The 20,213-nt window shown below is 45.2% G+C and carries 14 protein-coding genes; 6 read left to right on the top strand and 8 right to left on the bottom strand.

Annotation, left to right across the window (positions count from 1 at the left end; genetic code table 11):
• Positions 1-58: 58 nt before the first annotated feature.
• Both ychF and PF479_RS11230 read right to left on the bottom strand, forming a co-directional pair.
• Positions 59-1,168, bottom strand: a complete 1,110-nt coding sequence (ychF, locus tag PF479_RS11225) for a redox-regulated ATPase YchF (protein WP_298006392.1) — start codon at positions 1,166-1,168, stop codon at positions 59-61.
• 241 nt (positions 1,169-1,409) lie between these two features.
• Positions 1,410-2,924, bottom strand: a complete 1,515-nt coding sequence (locus tag PF479_RS11230; protein WP_298006395.1) for a DUF5312 family protein — start codon at positions 2,922-2,924, stop codon at positions 1,410-1,412.
• A gap of 197 nt (positions 2,925-3,121) precedes the next feature.
• On the opposite strand from PF479_RS11230, the gene PF479_RS11235 reads away from it, so the two are divergent.
• Positions 3,122-3,997, top strand: coding sequence for a 4Fe-4S double cluster binding domain-containing protein (locus tag PF479_RS11235; RefSeq protein ID WP_298006397.1), 876 nt, complete (start codon positions 3,122-3,124; stop codon positions 3,995-3,997).
• On the opposite strand, the gene PF479_RS11240 is transcribed toward PF479_RS11235, so the two are convergent.
• The gene (locus tag PF479_RS11240) at positions 3,975-4,472 is read right to left on the bottom strand and encodes a hypothetical protein (protein WP_298006399.1); all 498 of its coding nucleotides are present in this window, start codon (positions 4,470-4,472) and stop codon (positions 3,975-3,977) included. The two genes, PF479_RS11235 and PF479_RS11240, sit on opposite strands and share 23 nt — an antisense overlap.
• Positions 4,473-4,521: 49 nt before the next feature.
• On the bottom strand, positions 4,522-5,445 hold the full coding sequence (locus tag PF479_RS11245; RefSeq protein WP_298006402.1) for a TIGR01212 family radical SAM protein: 924 nt from the start codon (positions 5,443-5,445) through the stop codon (positions 4,522-4,524).
• Between the two features lie 77 nt (positions 5,446-5,522).
• Between PF479_RS11245 and PF479_RS11250 the strand changes: the two genes are divergently transcribed.
• The 4 genes from PF479_RS11250 (at position 5,523) to ilvC (ending at position 10,880) form a co-directional block, all read left to right on the top strand.
• Complete coding sequence (locus PF479_RS11250; RefSeq protein ID WP_298006405.1) at positions 5,523-6,722, top strand: hypothetical protein; 1,200 nt, start codon at positions 5,523-5,525, stop codon at positions 6,720-6,722.
• A 69-nt stretch (positions 6,723-6,791) separates the two neighbouring features.
• Positions 6,792-7,895, top strand: a complete 1,104-nt coding sequence (locus PF479_RS11255; protein WP_298006408.1) for an ABC transporter ATP-binding protein — start codon at positions 6,792-6,794, stop codon at positions 7,893-7,895.
• A gap of 142 nt (positions 7,896-8,037) precedes the next feature.
• On the top strand, positions 8,038-9,243 hold the full coding sequence (locus PF479_RS11260) for a hypothetical protein (RefSeq protein WP_298006411.1): 1,206 nt from the start codon (positions 8,038-8,040) through the stop codon (positions 9,241-9,243).
• Between the two features lie 173 nt (positions 9,244-9,416).
• Entirely contained in the window at positions 9,417-10,880 is a 1,464-nt protein-coding gene (ilvC, locus tag PF479_RS11265; protein WP_367277229.1) for a ketol-acid reductoisomerase, read from the top strand.
• Between the two features lie 89 nt (positions 10,881-10,969).
• On the opposite strand, the gene PF479_RS11270 is transcribed toward ilvC, so the two are convergent.
• Positions 10,970-12,874: a methyl-accepting chemotaxis protein gene (locus tag PF479_RS11270; RefSeq protein WP_298006414.1), complete on the bottom strand. Its 1,905-nt coding sequence runs from the start codon at positions 12,872-12,874 to the stop codon at positions 10,970-10,972.
• 231 nt (positions 12,875-13,105) lie between these two features.
• On the opposite strand from PF479_RS11270, the gene PF479_RS11275 reads away from it, so the two are divergent.
• Positions 13,106-15,907, top strand: a complete 2,802-nt coding sequence (locus tag PF479_RS11275) for a pitrilysin family protein (RefSeq protein WP_298006419.1) — start codon at positions 13,106-13,108, stop codon at positions 15,905-15,907.
• Positions 15,908-15,938: 31 nt separating this feature from the next.
• Here the strand turns inward: PF479_RS11275 and PF479_RS11280 are convergent, their stop codons facing one another.
• From PF479_RS11280 to PF479_RS11290, 3 genes are all read right to left on the bottom strand, one after another.
• Entirely contained in the window at positions 15,939-16,436 is a 498-nt protein-coding gene (locus PF479_RS11280) for a DUF2147 domain-containing protein (RefSeq protein WP_298006421.1), read from the bottom strand.
• A gap of 97 nt (positions 16,437-16,533) precedes the next feature.
• A complete protein-coding gene (locus PF479_RS11285) occupies positions 16,534-19,398 on the bottom strand; it encodes a pitrilysin family protein (RefSeq protein ID WP_298006424.1) in 2,865 nt (954 codons plus the stop codon).
• 110 nt (positions 19,399-19,508) lie between these two features.
• Positions 19,509-20,195 carry a FecR family protein gene (locus PF479_RS11290; protein ID WP_298006427.1) on the bottom strand — a complete coding sequence of 229 codons (687 nt, stop codon included), beginning with the start codon at positions 20,193-20,195 and terminating at the stop codon, positions 19,509-19,511.
• Positions 20,196-20,213 lie beyond the last annotated feature (18 nt).

Consider the following 20,213-nt stretch of genomic DNA (forward strand, 5'->3'; position numbering starts at 1 on the left):
GCACATAAATGACAAAAGGGAACCCGACCGGGTTCCCTCGCACAATTAAAGATTTTAATCAGACATTAAACTTGAAGAACATCACATCCCCGTCTTTGACTAGATACTCTTTACCTTCCATTCTCATCTTTCCTGCTGCCTTGATCGCCGACTCACTGCCTGCCGAAAACAGATCTTCACAGTTGTAAACATCGGCTTTAATAAATCCCTTTTCAAAATCTGTATGAATCACACCAGCCGTCTGGGGAGCCCTCATCCCTTCCCGGAAAGTCCAGGCCTTGTTCTCGACTCCACCAACCGTAAAAAAGGTCCGGAGTCCCAAGGCCTTGTAAGTGGTTTTGATTAAACGGCTCAGTCCGGATTCTTCCAGACCCGCCTCCTCCAGAAAAACAGCCCGTTCTTCAGGATCATCAAGGGCGGCGATATCCGCTTCCAGCTTGCCGCAGATCACAACCATATCGGTTTTTTCCTGGTCGGCTATTTTTCTCACCTGAACCACAAAGTCCGACTCTTTTCCGATACTCTCTTCATCCACATTGCAGAGATAAATTTGCTTTTTCATGGTGATCAGCTGCAGTTCCTGAGCCAGAATCCGCTCATCATCGGACATGTCCATTCCCCGGGCCGGCAGGCCTTCTCCCAATTGAGTCTGAAGTCTTTCAAGCAAGGGTTTCAAGGCCATCGCCTTTTCTCTGGCAGATTTATCACTGCCTCTGGTAAAACGTTCATTCTTTGAAATCCGGTTTTCAATGCTGCTTAGATCCGCCAGGGCCAGCTCTATATTGATGACTTCAATATCATCTGTTGGATTAATCCTGTTTTCCACATGAACGATATCTTCATTCTCAAAACAGCGGACCACATGGACAATCATGCCGACTTCACGGATGTTGGCCAGAAATTTATTCCCCAGTCCTTCCCCTTTCGAGGCACCCTTGACCAGTCCGGCAATATCTACAAATTCCACCACTGCGGGAATCACCTTATCTGCCGGGATCATATCTGCAATCCGATCCAGTCTGGCATCGGGAACACTGACAATCCCTATATTGGGATCAATGGTACAAAATGGATAATTCGCCGCGTCAGCAGGGGCGGCTGTAAGGGCGGAAAATATGGTGGACTTTCCTACATTGGGAAGTCCGACAATACCGCAATTCAAACTCATATTCACTCCAGTAAATTGTGACTGTATCCACAGTCATAGTCTTTAATTTATTTTTTTAAACGGGAAGATTCCTTGAAGCTGGGGCATTGCTTCCCTGTCGCTTTTTTTACTTCAACAGCAGGGATCTGTCTGGACTTAATTCCAAAGACCCGACACCCCCGGGGGAAGGCGGGATCCCAGGTCACAAAAAAATATGCACACTTCAGACAATCAGGGCCTCTTCGTATACTCACAGGCAGAATCAGTCCTCTTTGAGATAATACTGCATGAGCTGTAGGAAATAATAGATCTTCTTATAGATTTCAGCCATTTCTTCCAGAATAGGCAATTCGCTCATCATCTCGATCTCTTTCCAGTTTACAACAAGCTCATGCTTGGGTGCCTTATAGTCATCGATGCAGCGCTTCAGGTTTTTACCTATGGCAAACAGATTCTGTACAGATTCATTGAGGATGCTCAATGCTTCAGAATTGATACCCTTTAGAACATTCCTCATGGCATCCAGAGCATTCCGGTCTCGATCGGCGGCTTTCGCAAGGCGCTTCAGCTTTCCTCCCAGGTCTGTTTCTTCCGTCAGTTTGTTGTCAAACTGAAGGAGGTCGTCCGACAGGGTCATCAGCTGATGGTAGGATTCGGAAAACTGCTGGGAAGCGAGACTAGTCGTCCATTTTCCAGTTATCAGGAGTTTGTCCACAACCTGCCGGATCGGTCCTTTATAATAATCAAGGTAAAAAGCTTTCAGGAAGTTCAGAGGCTCGACATACAAATATCCCACATCGATGCGCTTGGAAAAAGCCATATTACTTTTTTCCGTATAGTACTTCAGCCTGACAACAGAGGTCGTGCCGAAGACGGCCATCAGCAGAGTATCTCTCTGACTCTTCTTTCGTTCACCCACAATGGACATGAGGGCATTTTCTGCAGAATTTTTAATACCGCTCAGATAATCTTCCACAATTTCAAATGTATTGAATTCGCTTATAACCTTATAAGAAGGATTTTCTTCCAGATGCACAATCACAAGCTTGAGGATCTTTGTCTTTCTGAATTCTTTTACGATCTGTAAGACCTTTTTCCAGCCGTCCCTGGATATAACATCAATACTCCTGTACTGTGACAATAAATCCAGAATGGTATCCCATTCGGCATCAACATCAATCAAGGGGAGCAAGGCGTCAAAGTCTTTAAGGTCATCAATGATGTATTCGCCATTTATACTCTCAAATCTGGGGTTGTATCCATAATCCCTTTCAGGAAGATGAGAATCGAATTTTTTAAGTAAAAAGAAATAGTCAAAACGAATAAACTCCTGCATTACCATGAGAGAGCTGTAAAGGTCATTAATCTTCTTAGCCAGAGGCATGTCAAAGAAGGTGTATATCTCGATGAGTTCAGTCTTGATCTGATCCCTCAATGACTTCAGATTCTTGTTGTCTTTACATCGCTTACGAATGTTGTCTTCACTCAGACTGTCCAGGACTTCCAACTGCTTTTCAGTAAGAAAGTTTTCTACAATGATGGATCTGATGGCTCCCGAATCCTGGAGGGATTCCAACAGGATCTGGGCAGGGCCTATTTCCTTATAGATGTCATAAAATAACTTTGCCAGGGCTGGTTCTGCCGTATTCCCTTTGACCTTACAATCCCGGCTTCTCTTCTTAAGATCCTTTTTGATCTCTTTGAGATATCGTTTCTTATCCCTATCGGCATCTCCGATACTGACAAAAATATTGAGAATCTTTTCTATTAAACTCATTGTAGCATCTTTCCCGAAAACCCCGGTTGCATGATTTTGACCATCCCCTTAATTTAGGGTAAATTAAACCTGCTGTCAACGGAGAAATATTTTGAAAAGAGGAGCAGAGACTGAAGTATAAATCATTTATAAGGGAACTAAAAAACCAGGGATTTACAGATCAGGTTCTGATTCCACAGGGAGAGTTAAAAGAACAGGTGCTGCATGAAGCCGGCATGCCCCCACAAAGCAGCATTATTAGCGCCTTCTTCCCCTTTTTCAGATCCACCCAAGAGAAAATAAAGACGATTGCCCCCTTTGCCCTGAGGAACCATTACAAAGAGATGATACTCCGAATGAAAGTCGTCCTGAAATCGGCGGGTCCCCCCTTTTCCAGTCTCACAAGAAAAGAGATCCGCCTCTTCTCAAACTCAAGATTCCCTGAAAAACAGATGGCCGCCCTGGGAGGACTGGGATTCATTGGAAGAAATACCCTTCTGATTAATAAGAAATATGGAAGCCGGGGACTCCTGGCGGGGATGATCATCCCCCTGAATCTAATGGGGCTCCAAGACGAAGAGTTTTCAGAAAGAAACAGTGAAATGCCCCAGTGCGGGAGCTGCCGACTCTGTGAGGAGGCTTGTCCCGGTGGAGCCCTTAAGAATCACCAGCTGAGCAGAATCGACTGCCTCCAACACTGGACGAGCAGTGACGGTCCTGTTCCGGAAAAACTAAAAAATGTTTGGGGACAAAGAATGTACGGATGTACCATCTGTCAGGATGTCTGTCCCTGGAACAGATCTGTTCCCGAAGGAACGAGGATTTCAACAGGCCTTATCGATCCCATACCAAACCTGAAATTCTACCTGAGTCATTCAGAAAAAGAGATAAAAGAAAGTTTTAGAGGCACAGCCCTGGGAATGAGCTGGTTTAAAAGCAGTCATATGATAAGGAATGCCCTCCTCAGTGCCGGATCATCCGGCCTGGAGGGAAGAATTGATTTAATTGAAGCATTCACCGATTCTGATGACCCGGCGATCAGAGACGCCGCGCTCTGGGTTCTGGACAGACTCAGGCAAGACCGGGAACCGTAGAAGTCAGTAACTGACCCACCTTGTCCAGTGCCTCCATCCGCGTATACACAGGACTCTTCAAGCTATGGGATTTTATATCCAGACGGACAACCTTGAGGTACAATTCATTCAAACGGTCAGCCAGAATATTCAGATTGGCTTTAAGATTATCTGCAGCCATTTCTGCAAGAATTTTTTCAGAAGAGGACGCATCCCTTAGAAAACTGCTTCTTTTCAATCCAGGGATAACTTCCTGCCTTGCCTTATAGATAAAGACCGCCATGGAATAAACACCAAGATAGAGTTCTTCGAATTTATACCCTTGATTCTTGTACATATCAAGCTTATCTGTGAGATTTTCAATAGCACTCCGCTGATCGTAAGGCATATCCAGAGACAGAAGTGCCGATCGGATAAAGGTATTACTCATATTGCTCTTATAGTGCTTTCGAACCTCATCAAGCATATCAAAAATATCATAATCAAATACGGGCACAATCATCCTCCAGACAACATTTTTATTTTACCCGAGAAAATCAAAAAGCTCAAACCCCAAATGGATGATAAAGTTTGCCCTGACGGGTTCCCCTTCGTTCAAGTTCAGCGGACACAAGATTATAGGTGGAAGATTTATTCAGAAAAACCCCGGGAACCCTGTGACGAAGACGTGGAGTATCTGTGGTCATTCTCATAATGATGGTTTCTTCGGGTATCCGTTCCAGGGCATCAACCAGATAGAGCACATGCCGCCGGCTATCCGGAAAGGACAATTCTCCTGCCTCATACTCGCCGTACAGGGGAGATCCACTGGGGATATGGAGGTTGTGGAATTTAATTCCTTCCGGTTTTAAAGCAGCCAGATAATCCACACTTTCCATGATAAGGCTATGGTCTTCACCGGGTAAACCGAAAATAAGGTGAACCGCTATTTTGACTCCCGCTTCTCTCAGGAGATTAAAAGCTTTTTCAAACTGATCCCGGGTATGCCCTCTGTTAATCCGAATCAGAGTATCCTCCTGAGCCGATTGCAAACCCAATTCGACCCAGACATTAAAATCCTTTCTCACATAAGACCCTAAAAGCCGGGCAATTTCCTTGTCAATGCAGTCCGGCCTTGTCGAAACCACCAACTCAATAAAATTTCCGAGAGAAAGGCCGTGATCATAGATCTTTTTCAACTCAGAGACGGAACCCCAGGTGCTGGAGTAAGCCTGAAAATAAAGGATATAGGTTTCAGCTTTATACCGCTTTTTCAGGACAGCAATAGACTTTCTGACCTGTTCTTCCAGGGCCTGTGTTTCTTCACCAAGATAGGCGGAACGTACACCAAAGACGTCACAATAGGCGCAACCGGGAGAATCCCTATCCACTCCCCGGTTTGGACAGGAAAATCCTCCGTCCACACCGACGCGGTAAACTGTTTCTCCATACTTATCTCTGAGGTATTGACTGTACTGCTTGAATAACACCAGACCATTATTACCTTCTCCTTTCTATATTGACAACCCGAAGGGACTTGCCTAAAGTCATGAACATGATTCGAAAGTTGAAAAAAATATATCCTGCCCTCCTGTTTCTGCTCATTTCGGGTTGCTCTCAGGTAGATAGAAGCTTGACGATTTACTCAGACTCCAGCGAAGTTGCCGAACTCGTTAATCTATTCAACCAAACCCAGTCTCTCTATGAGGCGTCCTTTATCTACAAACCATCAGGAAATAAGGAAATGATCAATCCTGGACAGAATGATATCATCTTTGAAAACGGCCTTCATGGTTACATGGAAAAAATGAAGAGTCTCGATGATATGAGAGAAAATATATTTGTCAAATCGATCTATCCTGAAATTTTGAAAACCGGAATTTTAGAAACTTCTTTGAAATTGATCCCTCTTTCGCTGGATATTCCCGTAGTACTGTCTAAAGAGAAGCAGAATGGAAAAAAATTCATAACATGGAAAGATCTCACCCTTGAATCTAAGGAATTCAACATTCTTAAAGAAGGAAGCCTTATCCAAAGCGGTTTTTCTCCATTATGGTCCGACAGCTTCCTCTCCACCTATTACCATACACGGATTCACACCTTAATAGGAGAGATGGATGACATCGATTTTAATGATTTTATAAGAACCGGGGATGAATTGATCCTCTGGATCAACGACATAAATGGAAGCATCGAATTGGATCATGGCTTCAGTGAAAAATACAGGTATATTCCCGATTACCGTCTCATCCGGGAGGGCAGGACAGCCTTTACGGTGATCCCCCTTTCAGAATGGGCCCTTCTCCCGGACAACATAAGCCGAGAATTGGAAATTCAACCACTTATAATTGACGGAGGACTTCAGAGCCTGAAAATTCTTTCCGTGGGAATACCCCTTACTGCCAAAAATCCGGAAGGTGCAAAAGTATTCCTAACCTGGCTTCTTGAAGAAAAAACCTGGGAGGATTATCTTTTGCTGACCGGCAGAAACCGGGATGACAGCTTTGCATTTCTAGGAGGGATTTCCTCCTCCGAGACTCTCAATACGAAAATTCTACCAAAGACCTACCCATGGATAGAGCCCTACATTCCCCGGACGGGAGAATTTGACAGGCAGGCGGATCTACCACCCCAATGGATTTTCCTCTGGAAAGATCTTTTACTCCCTATGATCAGGGAGTCAATCAGCAATCCTCTCTATGACAGAGATATGGGTAAAGAGTATGAGGAATGGCTCTTATTGCACCCCGATGCCTGGGAATCTTAATAATTATTTGACATATCACACGATCCATTATAACATGCAGTTAATAAAATAAACCCATGGAGGCATTCTATGGCCGAAGTAATCTTGAAAGATATCACCAAAGTATATGATGGTGGTGTAAAAGCAGTGGACAAGGCCAACATCCACATTAAAGACCAGGAATTTGTAGTACTGGTAGGACCTTCCGGATGTGGTAAGTCCACAACTCTGAGAATGGTAGCGGGATTGGAAGACATCAGTGATGGTGAACTTCTAATCGATGGAAAGAGAATGAATGAAGAGGCTCCAAAGGACAGGGATATCGCAATGGTATTTCAGAACTATGCCCTCTATCCCCATATGTCAGTCTATGACAACATGGCATTCGGTCTCAAAATCAGAAAATATCCCAAAGCGGATATCGATGCACGCGTCAAAGAAGCAGCCCAGATTCTGGACATCGAAGAACTTCTGGAAAGAAAACCCAAAGCCCTATCTGGTGGACAGAGACAGCGTGTTGCTGTAGGTCGTGCGATTGTACGAAAACCGAAGGTATTCCTCTTCGATGAACCCCTGTCCAACTTGGATGCAAAACTAAGAGTGCAGATGAGAGCCGAAATTGGTGCCCTTCACTCCAGACTTTCAGCCACAATGATTTATGTAACTCATGACCAGGTAGAAGCCATGACCATGGGAGACAAGATTGTTGTTATGAAGGGCGGAATCATCCAGCAAATTGGAACACCTTTGAAACTGTACAATGAACCTATCAACAGATTTGTTGCCGGATTCATCGGATCTCCTCCCATGAATGTTGCCATTGCGAAAATATCTGAAGAAAATGGAAAAATTATTGTTACCGAAGAAGGAATGAAGGTTGCAATCGAAGGCAGCAGAGCTGAAACTCTCAAAGCCTATGTAGGCAAAGAGCTTCTTGTCGGGATCAGACCTGAAGACCTGAACTTTACTACCACTCCCGTAGACAGTAACATGGTAGCCAAGGTTGTGGTTATTGAACCTCTTGGTGCTGAGACTCAGCTCCATATCAACACAGGGTCCCATACCTTCACAACAAAGAATGACCCCACGATTTCGGTGAAAGTCGGTGATACCGTCAACTTTACACCTACCATTGATAAGCTTCATTTCTTTGATCTGGAAACAGAAAGATCACTCTTCTTCACTGAAGACTGATAAAGACTAAAAAATTAAAGCAAGACCGCTCCATGAGGAGCGGTCTTTTTTTATTGCCTTTCTGAATAATCTGAATATACTAGAAAATATGAATAACTATATATACTTGAAAAAGTATAAAATCTTACAGATTCTATTCATTATGCTGACAATATCTCTGAGTGCTGCTGATATTACAATCAGAGAAATAAATTTCAATGGACTCATAAGAACAAAGGAGCATATCGCTCTTCAGATAGTCCGTCCAGTAGAAATCGGCTCACCTTTTTCAAATGAAACAGAAGGAATCATCATCCAGGAACTCCGTGAAGCCGGCATATTTAATCCGGAAATTACAACCGAAGTTATAATCCAGGAGAATGAAGCGTTTATAGAGGTCTTCTTGAAAGATCGTTGGACTCTGATCCCCATCCCCATTTTTTCATTTTCACAGAACGGGGCATGGAAAGCGGGTGTTCTGGGCATTGAGAGCAATCTTCTCGGTTATTACAAAACTCTGGGAGTCGGATTGTTCATTGGTTCAGAAGGCTGGTCACTCCTCAGTTTTTTTAGTGATAATATTTTCCTGGGAACAGATCTTAAATTCGGCTCGTCCATAACCCTGGGATTAAATGAGATCACAGATGAGAATGTTCAGGAAGAGACCATCAGGAATTACCAGGTGGATGAAACAGGCTTCGGTATGTCTCTGGAATATCCCTTCAGTGAGGAGTTTTCCCTGAAAGGAGGAGGAAGGTATGATCGCTCGGTTCTCCGCCCGGAGAGTGCTGTTCAAACAGGAATCCCCGACATGCAAAGCGCTGGCCTATTCAATGAAATAATATGGAAGGATCTTTATTATGGGATTCCCTATAATTTTGGTTTGCTTGCGAAGGCTGAATTCAATTGGAATTGGGGCTTTGAGGATACTGAGAACTACACTGCTCTGAAGGGAAAGGTGAACTGGTCCCTGAATCCCATCGCGAACCATTTATTAGTGATTGGTGCAGTATCAGGATGGTCCCGGGACAATCCTGTACAGCAGCAGTTTCGTCTGGGAGGAGAACCCGGCTCCCTGGTATTGCCCGTGAGAAGGATCGCGGCAGATGAATATTCGGCTTCATCCGCGGCTTATAATGTTCCCCTCTGGTTTTTCCCGGGAGGAACACTTTCTATAAAAGGCTTTTATGAAGTGGGTTATTATAAATCTGATATTGTTGAAAGAACCCTGTTCCATGGCCCCGGAACAGGTTTAGAAATTTTTATTGATAACCTGGCTATTCCTGCGATACAAATGAACATAGCCTGGAACCTGGAAACCGGACGCTATCAGTTCAGTGCCGGTGTCGGCATGGGCGGCGGAGATTGATGGTCCTTTGTGTTGAGTAATTTGCTACAAGAACTTTGACCATTGCAGAATAAACAATCATCTCTTCCGAATTTACCATTACTAAATCCCTCCCTCTTGATTGACATCCCTTTGAAGTGGGTTTATTTTTTCATAAAAGCTTAGAACCCTTTCGGGTCAAAATGAGGATGATTATGAATTATTTCAATACACTTTCCCTGAGAAAAAAACTGGACCAACTGGGAACATGCAGCTTGATCTCCCGATCAGAATTTGACGGTGTCGAAAAGCTGAAAGGAAAGAAAGTTGTCATCATCGGCTGCGGGGCCCAGGGACTCAACCAGGGTCTGAACATGAGAGACAGCGGATTGAATGTCTCCTACACATTAAGAGAAGCAGCCATCAGCGAGAAAAGACAGTCCTATATCAATGCAAGCGAAAACGGATTCACCGTCGGTGTCTACAAAGACCTGATACCCACTGCAGATCTGGTACTAAACCTGACACCCGACAAGCAGCACAGCGCCGTTGTGAAAGCCATTATGCCCCTTATGAAAAAAAATGCAGCCCTGGCCTACTCCCACGGATTCAATATCATAGAAGAAGGAATGCCGATCAGAAAAGACCTGACAGTTTTAATGGTCGCCCCCAAATCTCCCGGTTCTGAAGTACGGGAAGAGTATAAGAGAGGATTCGGAGTGCCGACCCTTATCGCGGTACACCCTGAGAACGATCCTAATGGAGACGGCCTGGAACTTGCCAAAGCCTATGCAGCGGCCACTGGTGGACACAAGGCGGGAGTCCTGCATTCCTCCTTCACGGCAGAAGTAAAATCAGACCTGATGGGTGAACAAACCATCCTCTGCGGCATGCTTCAGACCGGATCACTCCTCTGTTTTGATAAAATGGTAGAGAAAGGAATCGATCCCTCCTATGCCTCAAAGCTGGTTCAGTTCGGCTGGGAAACCATTACAGAAGCCCTGAAGCACGGTGGAATCACCAACATGATGGACAGACTCAGCAACCCCGCCAAGATCAAGGCTTATGAAGAAGCGGAAGAGATAAAAATCATCCTGAGACCCCTGTTTGAAAAACACATGGACGATATCATGGAAGGTGATTTTTCTGCTACCATGATGGCGGACTGGGCTGCCGGCGACAAGGATCTTCTGAGATGGCGCGAAGAGACTGGAAATTCCAAATTTGAAAAGACTGCAGCCGGTTCTATGGAGATAAGCGAGCAGGAATATTTTGATCATGGAATCCTGATGGTTACCATGGTAAAAGCCGGTGTTGAGCTGGCCTTTGAGGTAATGACAGAGTCTGGCATCATGGATGAGTCTGCTTACTATGAGTCACTTCACGAATTACCACTGATTGCCAACCTGATCAGCCGCAAAAAACTGTATGAAATGAATAAGGTCATCTCTGACACTGCCGAATATGGTTGTTATCTTTTTGCAAATGCGGCCACTCCTATGCTCGCAGATTACATGTTGAGCGTAGACAGTGATCTTATTGGAAAGGGAATGGGATGTTCAAACCAGGTAGACAACCTTAATCTGATTCAGGTGAATGATGCCATCAGAAACCATCCCATCGAAACTGTGGGAGTCATGCTCCGCGGGTTCATGACGGAAATGAAGGCATTAAACTAATCCTCTTCAATATACCCATATTATAAAAAAGCTGCTCCTTGAAAAAGGGCAGCTTTTTTTGGTTTTTCAGAACTGAACAATAAGCAAAATCAGCCTATTGTTTCACCCGTATTATCCTGAGAAACATCAACCAGAAGCTCTGCAGTATCCAAGGTTCTGTCTCCATCAGAGTTCTTCTCAGAAGCATCAAAATCATCGGGTGATATATCATCACAAACATCACCGGTCTTGAAAAACTCCAGTTCAGACCCGATTCTGCCAGCCACAGAACCGATTGTATCCGTCATGTTCTGTATTTTGTCGATGGCTAGGGTAATATTCTCAACCCCGGCGGAGACCTGATTGATTCCTGAATTAACACTGCCTGAAATGGCCTGAACATTTTCAACCGCATGAATCATGTTCTGGGACTGATCGGTCATACTGGATGAATCTTGTCGTACATCGATGGCCATGGTTTGCAGGGAGTTCATGGCCTGCAGAATCTGATCTCCTCCTGATTTCAGTTCTACCATGCTCTGGCTTATTTCATTCATGGAAGAGAACAGGTCTTCAACCTCGTTGACCGTTCTGGAAAAAGTTGTCATGGTGACTTCACTGGAATCAGTGGCTTCCCGGATATTCTGGATAATCTCATTCAAGGATGTTCCAATTTCCCGGGAGTTCTGGGATGACGCCTCAGCCAGTTTTCTGATTTCATCAGATACGACCGCAAATCCCTTCCCGTATTCTCCTGCATGCGCCGCTTCTATGGCTGCATTCATGGACAACAGATTGGTTTGAGAGGAAATATCTTCAATGACAGAGATCATGTTCCGGATAGCATCAATGCTGTTGTTGATTTTCTGAATGGTCTGGGATGTATCCTTGAGCTGATTATTCCCTTCATCCATCGAATTAACCATTCCTTCCAGACTGCCCAGCTTCTTGATCGTCACCTGCTCCACATTGGCAATGGAGGCCATCATTTCATTGACCGAAGCAGATGATTCTTCGATCATGGAAGTCTGTTCCAGAATGCTCCTGTTAAGAGTGTCAATCTTCCCCGAAATAAATTCTACGGCTTCGTAGGAGACTTTTGTTGTTTCATCCAGTTGTAGAATATCCTGCTTCATTTCATCCGTGCTGATTTTAATGCCACGGCTGGTCGTAGTCGTTTCTTCCACCTGTCGGATCAGTTTATCCCGGACACTCAGATTTTCATCGGAAACGCTTTTAATCCTATCAATGATCCCTTTCATGGAGTTCTGAAATAGTGAGAGATTAGAATTGAGTCTGGCAAGATCATCCTTAGAAGTCACTTCCCCTACAGACCGCAGGTCCCCGTCCTTAAGCCGGTTGATGCTGCCTTCGATACTCCTGATGTTTTTCACAATCTGGTTGGTAAAGATGATGGACCCCATAAAGACGAGAGCCAGGATAAGAATCATTCCGAGAAAAGAATATGTGAGGCTCCTCCTCTTGATATTTTGGACTTCATCCTCCACAAAAGCGAATTGCTCCGATATAACGGTGACCGAACTTTCAAGTACATTTTCATAAATACTGTGCTGAGATAAATAGTTGGTCAATGACAGGTTGAAAAGTGCCATCATGGTGGAATCCTGATTCTCATGAAAACGCTTAGCCTGGTAGATTTTTACAAAAGAGAAAGAGTTGAGAAAAATATAAACTTCTTCAATGGATTTTCGAAAAGCCTCGTCAGATTTTTTGAATTGAGTCAGCCGGTCCAGCTTCATTTCATTCAGCCGGACAATGATGTCCAGGGCATCAGCTATATTGTCACTCGTGGCCCGCAGGTATTCAACAGACTTGATTTCCTCGAAAAGAGAGTTTGTTTCCTCGATCCTATCATAAAAATCGTCCATCTGCCGCACATAGGGAGACTGGCCAAGAAGCTTGTTCAATTGAATCCGTTCAAGTTGAATACTGTTTCTCAAGGAATCCAGAATATTCTTTTCTGATTCGATTTTTGCAATAGGCGCCATTATCATAAAGTAAAGCCCGATGATAAGGCAAAATAAGATCAGAAAAGATGTAACTAAAAAGAGAAGTTTTGTTTTTATTGTCATTAATGAATACCTTCCGTGTTTGGTTTTATACTACACATTGTCTTTTTTTTTACATAAAATCAGTTACAATAGGATCAAAGGGACGGATTTAGTATAACCTTAATTATTCAAAAAATCACCCCTTTTATATGCAGATTTAAACAGGATGGCTCTATGAATTTTTTTAAAAAGATTATTCCAGTAATGCTTTTACTTTTTATTTTAAATCCACTCCTATGGCCGGAAGGCCAGGCTGATCCTATCCCCCTCAACCCCAGGGTAGTACATGGAACCCTGGACAATGGATTGAAATACTATATTCAGAAAAATGGTACACCTGAAAACAGAGCGGTCCTCCGACTGGTCATCAATGCCGGGTCCCTGCTGGAAGATTCAGACCAATTGGGAATGGCTCATTTTCTGGAGCATATGGCCTTTAACGGAACCACAGCCTATGAGAAGAACGATCTGGTTCATTTTCTTCAGAGTATAGGTATGCAGTTCGGACCGGATATAAACGCCCATACTTCCTTTGATGAAACCGTCTATAAATTGATGATCCCCCTGGACCAGCCGGAGAACCTCCAGACCGGTCTGGACATCCTTGAGCAGTGGGCCTTTCACATGAATTTGAAAACCCGGGACATTAAAGAAGAGAGAGGCATTATCCTGGAAGAATGGCGCCGGGGTCTTGGAGCATCCCGCCGAATGATGGATGCGGCCTATCCGGAAATCATGTATAAATCACTCTACGGTGAGCGCCTGCCCATTGGAACTGAAGAATCAATAAAGACATGCACTGCCGAAGCCATTCGCCGCTTCTACAAGGACTGGTACCGACCTGATTTGATGGCCGTCATAGCTGTCGGCGACTTTGATCCGGAGACACTGGAAAAAGAGATTATTTCACGCTTTGGAAAGTACCAGAATCCCCGGCTTCCCAGAGAAAGAGTGGAAGCTCCCGTTCCGGAACACAGAGAAACAGTCTTTACCAATCAGAGTGACCCTGAAGCAACCTGGACAGCTGCCATCATTTTTAATAAGTTTGCAAAGAAAGAAGTCCGAGACAGAAAGGACATCAGGGATGAACTGATGGAGGATCTTTATCTGACCATGTTCAACAACAGACTGGAAGACATTCAGAACAGTCCGGAACCTCCTTTTACCTATGGTTATGTAGACTTCAGCACTCTTACAAGGCAAAAAACCTTTCATACCATGACCGTCGTAACGGCCGAAGAAGATTTGTATAACGGGTTCAGGACCATCCTTACCGAGGAAAAAAGAATTAAAGACCACGGATTTACAGAATCCGAACTGAACAGAGCCCGAAAAGAACTCTATTCCAGGATGTTCACGGCCTACAACAACCGTAACAACCAGGAGTCAGCAGATCTGGCAGAAAGTTATGTCAGCTTTTTTCTGGACAGATCACCCGCCCCGGGAATGGACTATATATGGTCCGCTTTCAACGATTATATCGAAACGATCAGCCTTGAAGATATCAGTGAGATAGCGCGTCAGTGGCTGAGTGAAGAGAACAGGGTTATCTACACCATGACACCAGACCGGAAGGATCTGGAAGCTGTGGACCCGATCAAGTTGTCAGGGATTAACTACAGGGTAAGCCAGTCGAAAACAGAAGCTCTCAAGAACAGGAATCCCTCGTCATCACTACTGGAAGACATCCCCGAGGCAGGAAGCATCACCAGCCGCCGGATACTGGAAGAGGCCCAGGCCCAGGAATGGATTCTCAGCAACGGAGTCAGGGTGGTCCTTAAAAAAACTGATTTCAAGGAAAACGAGATCCTTTTTTCAGCCATGTCCCCCGGGGGTATTTCTCTGGCAGAGAATGAAAATTACCTGACCGCCTCCTTTGCCTCTCAGGTCATCCTTCAGAGCGGAGTGGGCCCTTTTTCAAAACAGAATCTCGAGAGAGTCCTGGCAGGCTCTACGGCCAGCCTGCAGCCTGTTATCAGTGAAATGAGCAGCGGTGTTAGAGGCAGCAGCACCAGGGAAGACCTGGAAACCCTGTTTCAGCTGAATTACCTCTACTTCAGCTCTCCCCGGCTGGATAAGCCCATATGGAACTCCTACAAAACACGCCTTGGAAATAGTTTGAAAAACAGGGATTCCAACCCCATGACACAATATTCGGACCTCCTCATCTCACTTTTATACCAGGACCATCCCCGCAGCCAGCCTCTCAGAGAAGAAATGCTCTCTCAAATAAACCCGGACCTGGCCTTTGATTTCTATAAAGCCCGTTTTGCCCAGGCCGATAATTTTACATTTTTCATCACAGGCAGCTTTGATGAAGAGCAGCTGATTCCTCTGATAGAAACCTACCTGGCGTCCCTCCCCAACAGGGGTGCCGCCGAATCCTGGCAGGATAGAAACCTGCGTTATCCCCGTGGTCAAATCCGGGAGAGCCTGTCCATCGGCCAGGACCCTGTCAGCTATGTCACCATGATCTATCCGGGAGAATGGGAATGGAGCAATCTGGAGACTCAACTGATACAGGCCGTCTCTGATTCACTTCAGATGATGATAACCGAGGAAATCAGAGAAAATGCGGCCGGAACCTACAGTCCCTCAGTGTCTGTCACCCCGGCCAAGGTTCCTTATGAGGATTATTATTTTATGATTTCCTTCTCCTGCGATCCCGAGAGGACTGAGGAGCTCATCCGCCTGGTGAAGGAAACTCTGAACAGAATCAAGGCCGGTGAGATTGAAGAACGATTTATACAGGATGTAATCAAGGCCAGAACTATCCTCTTAGAAGATGAACTCAGAAAAAACAACTTCTGGCAATCCCGGATGGAAAGGAATTATTTCCTGGGTTTGAAGGATGATGATATTATGGCTGTGAATGAGCTGGAAGGGTATTACACCAGGTATTTATTTCAGAACAGGATCACCAGGTATTTGTCTGATGAGGACAACCTGGAAGTCATCCTCTTTCCTGCTGAATAAAATCTGAAACAGCCCCCGTGGGGGCTGTTTCCTATTGAGGGATTGAGGGGACTAAATTCGTTGGATCCGAAGTGCCTGCAGGCAGATCCCGGGCAGTCGCGGGAAGCCAGGTCTGATTCCGGCCGAAAGGACCGATTTTGCCCCGGACAATGAGGTTCCCACCTTCGAGCCATATTTCGGATGAATAAACTTTTCCTTCCTGTGGATCCAGGATCTTTCCTTTTTTCCACTTACGACCTTTCTCTTCCATATCCCATATGAAATCCAGGCCGGCGTAGAAGGGTTCACCCTTAACGTTTTCAGCCCTGTGGCTGGGACTGACATAAGTATCTTTCAGCTTGCCATCTTCAAAAGTGACAAGGATGCGCCCAAAGACTTTTCCCTGATACTCATAGACTTTAACAATGGATTTAACTTCGCTTGTGGCATCATCAACTGTTTTCCACAACCCGAGAATTCCGGTATTGGCCATCAGAGGGGCTGCAAAAAAGCAAAGGATAAAGAACACATTTAATATTTTTTTAGACATATGACTCCCTTAAAAAAAGATATGGATCATTTTAGCATGACTTTTCACTATGGCAAGGAGGATTGAAAAAAATGAAGATATATGAGGATCCTTTTTATCAAAAATTGAATAATTCTTCAGGATTCACCTCGCAGAGCTCTCCTCTTTTCTCCAGATCCTTAAGATCCAGCTCCTCACGGTTTCCCAAAATTAGAATATTACTCTTGACGGGAATGACAGATGTTCTGAAATACTCTTCCATGACTGGATAGCGATATGACTCCAGTTCTTTGAAGATTTGCTGTCTGAAATCTCTGTCCAACCCCAGTTCCCGAGCGTCCCACCAGCTCCAGAAAATATCTGCATCAGAGATCCTTTCCGAGGCCTGACTCTTGAGCAGCGCCATTCTGGCCTCTTCAAAGAGTCTGTCTTTGGCCGGGACTGTCTGAAAGAGTCTGTCCATCTCGGTAATGGCCTCGGGAAGTTTGTCAGCCTGTGTCCCCAGATAACTGGAAAGAATATGCCTGTTCCCGGGGAAATCAGGAACAGAAATGCTGGAGAAGGCCGTATAGGCCAGGCCTCGGGCTTCCCGAATTTCCTGAAAGAAGATGGAATTCAGGCCGGCACCGAAAAATTCATTGAACAGGGAGATGGATGCCAGATTATCGACACTGAAAGGTTCCTGAGCGGCCAGCCTGAAGATCTCGGCCTGTACCATGTCATGGTGAGTAAAAAATATTTTATCCTCCCCGACTCTTTCCGGGTATTCCTTTTTGGGTCTCAGAGAGAGAGACTGTCCGGTGCCCGGATGCAGACTACTCAATAGGGAATTTATCTCTTCCAGAGACCTTGTTCCGTAGTAAAATACCTGGTGAGGAAGATCAAACAAACGTCTGAGTTCAAAAGTCATTTTATCCACGTCCTGAGACTTCAGAATTCTTTCGGGTATGATATCCCGGAAAGGAGAATGCTCTCCATAAAGTCCCCAGGAATAAAGACCACCGAAGAGCAGAACCTTTTTGCTCAACTTGGCATCCCGCCGCCTCTTGATGAGTCCCTGAATATATTTCCGATAACTCCTTTTATCACTCTGACCGCGTCGGATCAGGTTCTGCACATAAACCAGAGCCTTCTCCAGGTCCTCTTCCTTCCCGAATAATGAAAAGACCGAACGCTCAAGATCCACCTGAAAGGACAAGTCGATTCCCAGAAGAAAGGCTTCCTTCTGCAGGGCATCCGGACTCAGAGTATCAGTCCCCAGGTAGGGAAAAAAATCACCCGCGATGGGGAGCCAGGGAGAAGCACTCTTTCCCTCGGGGAATATATAGGTCAATTCAAAAAGGTCATTCTTCCTGTTAGGACATTGGGTGATATTGATAGAATCGTTGAAACGACAGTGGTTCAGATCTTTATCATAATCAGGAAATGACGGGCTTCTATATCCTGGATTTCTGGTTCTGAGATCTGAAAAGAAGGAAGATTCCCGGTTGTAATCGATCTTCAAAGCCGTGATTTCCGGTTTATTCACCTGCTCCAGGCAAGGATCCTCGCCTTCCTTTTTATCTACACGGACATAGGCATCATTAAATTTCTCTTTGACAAAAGAGATCAGATCCTCCGCAGTAAAGCTTTTAAGTCGATCCAGGCGGCCCAGGTATTCTGACCAGCTGATTCCTTCAGTGAAGCAGTCTACAAAAGCATTGACGATCTGATTGGTTTCAAGGTCCTGGGTCTGTTCAATCTCCAGAAACTTGATGACTCCCTGGAGGAGGCGAAAATCAAATAGACCTTTTCTGATCAAATCCAGCTGTTTGAGAAGCAGCCTGTGGACACTGCCAAGAGATTGACCCGGACCGGGAGTTCCAAACAATACAAACCAGCCGTAATTTCCTGCCGTACTGAGGCTGCTTCCGCCATCGAGAATCTTTTGCTTCTGTACCAGATTCAGGTCTATAAGACCAGCCTGGCTGTTGCTCAGGATCAAGTCCAGCATACAAAGGGGATAATAATCTTCAGTCCGAACTCCACCGAAGCGGAATCCTGTCATGGTGAACTCAGAATCAGCCCCTTTGATGCTGTGTCTTTCAGAACTTTTCAGGTGTTTAGCGGTTTTCAGAGGGAGAGCTGCTTTGCTTATGGGAGAGGGATTCCAGGAACCCCAGATTCTTTCAATCAGATCAAGAGCTTCTTTTCTGTCAAAATCCCCTGCCAGACAGAGAGCCATATGCTCGGGTCGGTACCAGGTTTTTCGAAATTCTTCGATCTTCTCCAATGAAGGAGCCTTGATGTGTTCTTTTTTACCCAGAATGGTATGACTGCCATATTCATGCTCGGGAAAGAGTTTTTCAAGCATGAGATCCCGGGATCTGGAAAAATCATCATCCAGATCCTGGTTGAATTCCTCAAAAATGGCTTCAATCTCGGTTAGAAAAGAGCGGATAACGGGATGAGAAAAACGCTCAATTTCAAGATTGACCCATCGTTCCAGCTCGACCGAAGGAATGTCGCATTTATAGACAGTTTCGCTCACGCTGGTATAGGCATTGACTCCCCGGGCTCCCAGATGGGAAAGGATGCGGTCATATTCGCCGGGAAGACTGAGGACAGAAGCCTTCTGGTTCAAGCCGTCAATGAGTTGAAACTGGGCTTTCCGCTCACCCTCATCCTCAATCAGTCTCATTTTTTCAAAGGCACGGCTGATCTGATCCAGGACAAGCTTTTCCTCATCTCTCTTGAGGGTTCCAATGGCCTCGGAGCCCTTGAACATCAGGTGTTCCAGAATATGAGCGGCTCCGGTTGATTCCTCAGGGTCCTGAGCAGAACCGGCTTTGATGACAATCCGGGTCTCGATCCTCGGTTTATGGGTCTGACAGGACAGATAGAGGGTCAGACCATTGGCAAGGGTGTGGGTCGTCAGATTATATGGGTCGTATGGTGAATCTATTTGATCGGAATCATTCCGCATGTCGGCTTTCAAAAACATAAGAGCATAATATAACCGATTCACCCAGGAGGGAATAGAGACTGAAATGCTCTTCAGAACAAAAAGCTGCCCGAGAGGGCAGCTTGAACAGGTTCTGATAGTATTAGATTCTACTGGAAAATGATATCGAGACTGGCTTTCAGAACACTTGAGGAAGTTGCAGGGCTCCTGGCACTATCAAAGGTTTCGGCATCACTATCAGGACTGCTTGTATCCTCCCCTGCTGCGGTGCTGGGAGAGACCCCGGAGTCCCGCTTTTTCTGCTGAGACGGAGAAACAGGCCCCCCTTCCTCGGAAGCATGAGATGATGACCCTTCGGGAACGCTTACCTTGGCTCCGGTCTTGCCGTAAAAATCAACATTTCCTTCCTGAACCTCGATACGCAGACCATCAAAGGTAAAAGATGTCCCTCTTACAGCCGCCGTGGCAACGGGACTTCTGACCTGAAAATCATTGATACGCCTTTCACTTTTCTTCACATCCGTTCTGATCCGGCCTGAACCGAGGAACAGCTTGGTTGTGGTTGTATCCCCTGAGGATGAAAATTCCTCCAGGGTCATTCTTGTCAATGGACGAACCGTAATATTGGCATTATCCATGACGACAACGGCTTCTGAGGCAAAACCGGTTGAGATCTTTGAGTTGGAAGGGATGGTCATCCCCGCACTGGCTGTCTGCCATCCCATTCCGGGCTGCTGTAGTTCAACTTTCCCGGAGACATGGCCCACGGTGACACTCTGGGCGGTCAGTAGAGCCGCGAGGGAAATAAACATTAAAAACAATACATACTTTTTCATAAAAGAACCTCCTGTAAA

The organism is Oceanispirochaeta sp., from assembly GCF_027859075.1.
Taxonomy (GTDB): domain Bacteria; phylum Spirochaetota; class Spirochaetia; order DSM-2461; family DSM-2461; genus Oceanispirochaeta.

Excerpts from the sequence above, each read along its gene's own strand:
- ychF (WP_298006392.1), bottom strand. The coding sequence starts at position 1,168 with ATGAGTTTGAATTGCGGTATTGTCGGACTTCCCAATGTAGGAAAGTCC.
- ilvC (WP_367277229.1), top strand. The coding sequence starts at position 9,417 with ATGAATTATTTCAATACACTTTCCCTGAGAAAAAAACTGGACCAACTG.
- PF479_RS11270 (WP_298006414.1), bottom strand. The coding sequence starts at position 12,874 with ATGATAATGGCGCCTATTGCAAAAATCGAATCAGAAAAGAATATTCTG.
- PF479_RS11230 (WP_298006395.1), bottom strand. The coding sequence starts at position 2,924 with ATGAGTTTAATAGAAAAGATTCTCAATATTTTTGTCAGTATCGGAGAT.
- PF479_RS11260 (WP_298006411.1), top strand. The coding sequence starts at position 8,038 with ATGCTGACAATATCTCTGAGTGCTGCTGATATTACAATCAGAGAAATA.
- PF479_RS11290 (WP_298006427.1), bottom strand. The coding sequence starts at position 20,195 with ATGAAAAAGTATGTATTGTTTTTAATGTTTATTTCCCTCGCGGCTCTA.
- PF479_RS11285 (WP_298006424.1), bottom strand. The coding sequence starts at position 19,398 with ATGTTTTTGAAAGCCGACATGCGGAATGATTCCGATCAAATAGATTCA.
- PF479_RS11255 (WP_298006408.1), top strand. The coding sequence starts at position 6,792 with ATGGCCGAAGTAATCTTGAAAGATATCACCAAAGTATATGATGGTGGT.
- PF479_RS11275 (WP_298006419.1), top strand. The coding sequence starts at position 13,106 with ATGAATTTTTTTAAAAAGATTATTCCAGTAATGCTTTTACTTTTTATT.
- PF479_RS11280 (WP_298006421.1), bottom strand. The coding sequence starts at position 16,436 with ATGTCTAAAAAAATATTAAATGTGTTCTTTATCCTTTGCTTTTTTGCA.